General features: G+C 41.8%; 4 protein-coding genes. 1 reads left to right on the plus strand and 3 read right to left on the minus strand.

The genetic code is table 11. From position 1 onward, the window contains the following. From B2V92_RS04615 to B2V92_RS04625, 3 genes are all read right to left on the minus strand, one after another. Positions 1 to 1,574, minus strand: a 1,574-nt coding sequence (locus tag B2V92_RS04615) for a glycoside hydrolase domain-containing protein (RefSeq protein WP_293305132.1), incomplete at its 3' end; no start/stop codon positions are given. A gap of 15 nt (positions 1,575 to 1,589) precedes the next feature. Then, entirely contained in the window at positions 1,590 to 2,993 is a 1,404-nt protein-coding gene (locus tag B2V92_RS04620; protein WP_293305134.1) for a sugar porter family MFS transporter, read from the minus strand. A 99-nt stretch (positions 2,994 to 3,092) separates the two neighbouring features. Beyond that, the gene (locus tag B2V92_RS04625) at positions 3,093 to 4,919 is read right to left on the minus strand and encodes a class I mannose-6-phosphate isomerase (RefSeq protein WP_293305135.1); all 1,827 of its coding nucleotides are present in this window, start codon (positions 4,917 to 4,919) and stop codon (positions 3,093 to 3,095) included. Positions 4,920 to 5,165: 246 nt separating this feature from the next. Here B2V92_RS04625 and B2V92_RS04630 point away from each other — a divergent pair, with 246 nt between their 5' ends. After that, entirely contained in the window at positions 5,166 to 5,897 is a 732-nt protein-coding gene (locus B2V92_RS04630; protein ID WP_293305136.1) for a GntR family transcriptional regulator, read from the plus strand. Positions 5,898 to 6,138 lie beyond the last annotated feature (241 nt).

The following is a 6,138-nucleotide window of genomic DNA, read 5'->3' on the forward strand; positions in this document are numbered from 1 at the left end:
TCTGTTTGATTTAAAAGTTTTGCCCATTGGCCAACTGCATAACAACTAAAGGCATACTCGAGCGTGTGGGAGGCCGAAAATTTCCAGTTTTCATCTGCTCCGGTACCTTCATCCAGATGATTTACATAACCGTATTTTAAAAACCTATCCAAGTCGGGTTTACCTGCGCCGAAGGGCCGGTTAGCATACTGTAATTCATTTTTAAGTGCAGCCTGATAAGCCATTTTTACATCAAAATCCCGAATGCCCGATGCATATGCCGAGGCCATGGCCAAACCCACAAAGTTTGTGCCCACGCCTGATACATAACGGCTATTTGCGATGCCATCGGCAAGCCATCCCGAATCTTTATATACCAATAACTGGCTTTTAACCCAATCCGAATAATATTCAGGGTAAGCCAAAGACCAGAGCTGGGTTAAATTCCAGAAAGCGCCCCAAATGGCGTCGGTATTGTAATGATTGTGTACCGGCACATTGTTTTTATCAAGTTGGATTTGGCCGATTGTGCCGTCGTTTTTAGGGTAAGCGCCATTTACATCGCTTGCCAGTCCACGGCCTGATAATGCATGGTAGAGTCCGGTGTAAAATTTGGTCAGGTTGTTTTTATCGGCTGATGTTACCCTGATTCTTCCCAAATAGCTTGCCCAGGTATTAAGTGCCAGTTCTTTAGCATCATTAAATGATAGTTGTGCCGCTTCTTGTTTAAGGTTTAGCCTTGCATTTTCGATAGAGGTATAAGAAAGGCCGGCTTTTAACATGATGCTTTCATTTTGATGGGTAGAGAAGGTAAGGTACATACCTGCACCTTTTCCATTGGCCTCTTTTTTACCCTTTTTAATATTTTTACCGTTAAATGCGCCATAAGCGATACATTTTTTGCTTGCCACGGCCGAAAAATACATTTTAACCGATGCGCCTGACTGATATTTTTGTACATATACCGGCTGCGTAATTACATATCCTTCAATTTTACCATCTGGTGCGAGGTATACCTTTGCATCGCTTACTTCACCGCTTTCGCCCTGTTGGTGCCCGATATCGAAAATGATATTTGACTGTTTAGATTTTGGGAATGTATAGCGATGGAATGCAACCCTTTTGGTTGACGTAAGTTCGGCCTTGATACCATAATCTTTTAAAAATACCGAATAGTAACCCGGAATAGCGGTTTCATCTTTATGGTCGAAAGTAGAACGGTAACCTGTTTCGGGCTGTTCTAAACTTCCGGCCAGGGTTTGGAGTTTTCCGGTTGATGGGGCAAAAACGATTCCCCCGATCTGAAATTCGTGGAAATTGGCAAAACCTTCGATCGAGGTATGTCTTTGATCGTAACCTACCGCTTCCCAGCCACTTTTATTGCCGTAAGAGCCATTGGTTGAGGGGGCTGGTTTGGCCATCCCGAAAGGCACTGCACCTGGTGTAAAATAAAACCATCTACTGTGTGCCGTACCGATACGAGGATCGGCATAAGCCAACAAGTCACGGTCGGTTTGTGCCTTTAAAGGGCTATAAATTAAATTGACCAGCAATAGAATGACAAGCTTAGATCTTATTTTTAACATCGTTTTCATAAATCCGATACATTATTAATGAAAAAACACTTCCTTATCATCACCTGCTTTCCAATCATTTTCGATTTGCTCAAGCGATTTGCCCTTGGTTTCGGGCAGCAATTTATAAACCGCAATAAAAGCTATGATACAGAAAAAGGCGAAAAACCAAAAAGTGCCTGCGCTGCCAATTTCGTTCAGTAAAATAGGGGTTAGCTGCCCTACAATGGTATCGGCAACCCACATCACCATAATACTGATGGCCAAAGCCCTGCCTCTTATGGCGCCCGGGAATATCTCTGATGCAACCACAAATTTTAATGGCCCTATCGAACAGGCAAAACAAGCCAGAAAGGCCAAAACGCATATTAAAAGTCCGATGCCCGATGTGGCATTAAAATAGAAACAGATTCCGGTAAGGATCAATGAAATGGCCGCTCCGGCAGTACCGAAGAGGTAAAGCGGTCTTCGGCCCCAGCTATCTACTTTCCAGATGGCGAAAAGTGTAAAAGCCATATTTGCCATGCCAAAAATGACCTGGCTGATGAGCGAATTACTTAATGATACGCCGGCATTGCCGAGTATCCGCGGACCATAATAAATAATGGCGTTAATACCGCTGAACTGTGAAAATAAGGGCAGCAAAATACCAATTAATAGCGCTTTGCGCATAGATGGGGCAAATAATTCCTTATACGAACTTTTGGGATTACTGTTTTCTGAAATCGACTGATCTGCACTTATTTCGGTCAATTTTTGTCCGGTAATTTTAGCAATAATGAGCTTTGCTTCATTGGTTTTTCCTTTTTGCATTAACCAGCGCGGACTTTCGGGAATGAGCAATAATCCCGATAAGAACAAAATAGCCGGTACTACGCCAATACCCAACATGCCGCGCCATACTTCCTGGTTAAAAATATGGCCTAAAACTGAGGGATCTACCTTTGGGGCAGATGCATCCTTTAACAAAGCGGCATTGCTTAAATAGGCCACGAGGATACCCAGTGTAAGCGCAAATTGATAATAAGTTACCAACCTGCCCCTGATCTGTGCCGGGGCAATTTCAGAAATATATAATGGAACTACATTTGAGGCGATACCGATACCAATCCCGCCTAAAACCCTGAAAGCAATAACACCTGAGAGGTTAGGGAAGAGTGCACAGCCCATTGCCGATGCTACAAAAAGAACAGCGGTTAAAATTAGTGGTTTTTTCCTGCCGAAGCGGTCGCTCAGCTCTCCTGATATGGCCACGCCAATGATACAGCCTACCAGTGCAGAAGATACAAACCAGCCTTCCTGCGAGGCGCTTAAGGCGAATTGTTTTTGCACCAAAGGCAAAACACCTGAGATAACAGCCATATCAAAGCCGAACAAAAAGCCTCCTAACGATGCTACCAGCGTGATCAAAAGTATTTTGTTTCTTTTTTGGTTACTCATATTTTATAATTTGGTTAAAATTTATTGTTACTCGTATCGCATTGCATAAAAGATCCTGAAACAAGTTCAGGATGACGGCAGCGTTAGTTAATGCCTGATTTATATTGGTCCAAAATCCACTTCATCTTTTACAAATGCCTTAATTACTTTGGCCCTGCCTTTGCCTGCATTAATTAGGATATAACTTTCGGCTGCTGCGGGTATAACAAAAGTTTCTGCATAACTGAAACAGGTAATATTACCATCAGTATTTTTTACTTTAATGGCCGTACCCTCTACCAGCATCAGGATATGGCAGGCGTTATTTGTTTTTACCGTGATCTCCGTATCGAACTCCAGGCGATGTACATCGTAAAAATGTTCTTCATGAGTAGGAAGATGGATTAATTCCCAATCATTTCCTTGTTCGATTACCGATGGTTTTGAAATTAATTCCTCTGTAACAACATTTCCTTTGCGGCTGAAATCGAGGTTTTTAAAAGCGTGTTCAATATTGATCGGCCGGGGTTTACCATCTAATCCCAAACGGAGCCAATCGTACATTTTAAAGGTAAAGATGTAGGGTGTTGCGCTGATTTCGAGCACTAAGTTATTGGCTCCGGCACTATGTACAGTACTGTTCGGGATTAAAAAAAGATCGTGTTTTTTGGCATCATGTACCTGAACATATTTTTCTATATCAATTTCCCGGTTAAATTGCTGGCTGTTGATCAAAGCCTTATTAAAATCTGCGGGATTGATGTCTTCCTGAAAGCCCAGGTAAACTTTAGCATCATCCTTACATTCCAAAATATAATAAGTTTCATCCTGGGTGATGTTTTCGCCAAATTCTTCCCTGATGTATTTTAGTGATGGATGGCATTGTACCGAAAGATTTCCGCCATCAATGGTATCCAGAAAATCGAACCTGATCGGGAACTCTGTTCCAAAAACCGGGGCGTGTTTCCCTAGAACCGATTGAAATTCGGTTATCATCAAAAAATCAAAGGCTACTTCCAGCAGGTTACCATCACTTTCAAATACGATACCGTTTTCGGGTACAATCAGTTCGAAAGACCAGGCGTAGTTTTTTTCGTTTTTATTAAGTCCTTCGATGTTTTTCTGTAACCAATGGCCTCCCCATGCTCCGGCTTCGAACCATGGCCTCACCCGGAAAAGCGTTTGACTGATGTGCTTTAAACCTTTCCGCAGTTCATTGGCAGGTATCCAATTTACATCAGATTGATGCTGCACATCGGCCACCACACTGATGTGGTCTAAAATTTGGACTTTATGGTCATTGAGTACCACCCAATCCACAAAATAAAATCTTTTGTACATTTCAGCACCATCTGCAACATCATTTGCCCCCAGGTTGGCAACCGAACCCGCCCGCATGCGGTACTGGATCTCATTTTTAGGAATTTCGAGGTAAATAACCGGGGCATTCCAGTTAAGCAATGCGGCACCCATTCCGATAACAATGTTTATCTCGTATGTCGCATCAGGTTGGATCAAGTGGTAGTCTGAATTAAAAAAGTCAGCAAGCTTTAATGATGTCTTTTTGCCCCAAACGCTTTGGGCTTCACCCAGAAAAGGATCAACCATTTGCGATACCTCATGCGGAGTTTTCACGCTGGCTGATGAACGGATCCAGTTAACCCTGATATGGTGTTTTGTAAATTCCTGTTGTAAAAGAGATTCAATTTCCTGCCAGAATACACCGATATAACCATCGATAATTACGGTTTTCTGTTCAATAATCCACAATGCCAAAGATGGATAACCATTAAAAATTTTATTCTTGCCCAAAGGATGTACGGGATATATGTTATAACCTTCGGCCGGTAGGTTAACATCATTAATCTTTACTGGTAAAATGTTCTCTCCACTTTTTCTCCACGTGTTAATAACCGGTACTTTTTCAACGCTGTTTTTTACTTCCATAAATTGGGTAATGTAATATGATTAAACAAATGTATATATGTATGTACATATATCCTAATAATTTTAAAAATATTGCTTTTTGATCGATTTTAAATACTAATTATTGGTTATTAGCTATAATTTTAGGGTTATAAAATGGAGATGCTTATCCATATGTATACATATTGTTTCTGATTATAGGTGCTTTTTCTATCTTTGCTAAGATGCATTAGCATTCCCTTGTATAAAGAGATGCAGTATAAAAAAATGAAATTTTCTATCGATCATAAAAGTCCTGTTCCTTTACACATCCAGGCAGAAGAATTATTGCGGAACCTGATCAAAGATCCGGAATATGCTACCAAATTTCTGCCCAATGAAGTGGATATGGCCAAACAACTGGCCATTTCGAGAACTACTCTTAGGCAGGCGCTGAATAAACTCGTTTACGAAGGTTTGCTAATCAGAAAAAAAGGTATCGGGACCAAGGTTGCAGAAGTTTCGGTGAGTTCGAAAGCCAGTAACTGGTTAAGTTTTTCGCAGGAAATGCAGGCTCGGGGTATTCCGATCAGGAATTTCGAGCTTCACATCAGCTGGGTACTGCCCGATGAAAAATTAGCGCATTTTTTTGATATCGGTACCGATAAAAAAGTCTTAAAACTGGAACGTTTGAGGGGTAAAGCAGAAGGACCTTTTGTTTATTTTATTTCCTATTTTCATCCAAGGATAGGGCTTACCGGCGATGAGGATTTTAAACGGCCGCTATACGAAATTCTGGAAAAGGATCATTCGATCATTGCCGATTTATCAAAGGAAGAGATCAGTGCCAAGGCTGCCGATAAATTTATTGCCTCCAAACTGGATGTGGAAGCAGGCAGTCCGTTGCTTTTTAGAAAACGTTATGTTTTCGACCAGGGCGACAGGCCTATCGAATATAATCTGGGTTACTACCTGGCAGATAGTTTTGTGTATACGGTAGAGAGCAGGAGGGAGGCCTAGGTTTGTTCGTGGCGTTAGATGTTACCATCTGATGCTAAAGTTTCGTCATCTCTCCGTTCCACTGCGTTTCGCTATCATCAACAGACTCCTCTTCTGGCGCAAGTCTTCGAGAAAAGGATTGCGGGGCTGGATGACTTGTGCCTTTTAAACTTCAAATTAAGCACAAGTCAGGCCTTTGCTCTTGCAATTGGCGCTAAGACTTGCGCTAGAGTGAAGTGACCGTTCTGCAGTGCTCATAAGT

This window comes from Pedobacter sp. UBA5917, from assembly GCF_002432345.1.
Taxonomy (GTDB): Bacteria; Bacteroidota; Bacteroidia; order Sphingobacteriales; family Sphingobacteriaceae; genus Pedobacter.

What these genes read in the sequence shown, in the direction of transcription:
- B2V92_RS04625 (WP_293305135.1), bottom strand. Translation starts at nt 4,919, where the DNA reads ATGGAAGTAAAAAACAGCGTTGAAAAAGTACCGGTTATTAACACGTGG.
- B2V92_RS04630 (WP_293305136.1), top strand. Translation starts at nt 5,166, where the DNA reads ATGAAATTTTCTATCGATCATAAAAGTCCTGTTCCTTTACACATCCAG.
- B2V92_RS04620 (WP_293305134.1), bottom strand. Translation starts at nt 2,993, where the DNA reads ATGAGTAACCAAAAAAGAAACAAAATACTTTTGATCACGCTGGTAGCA.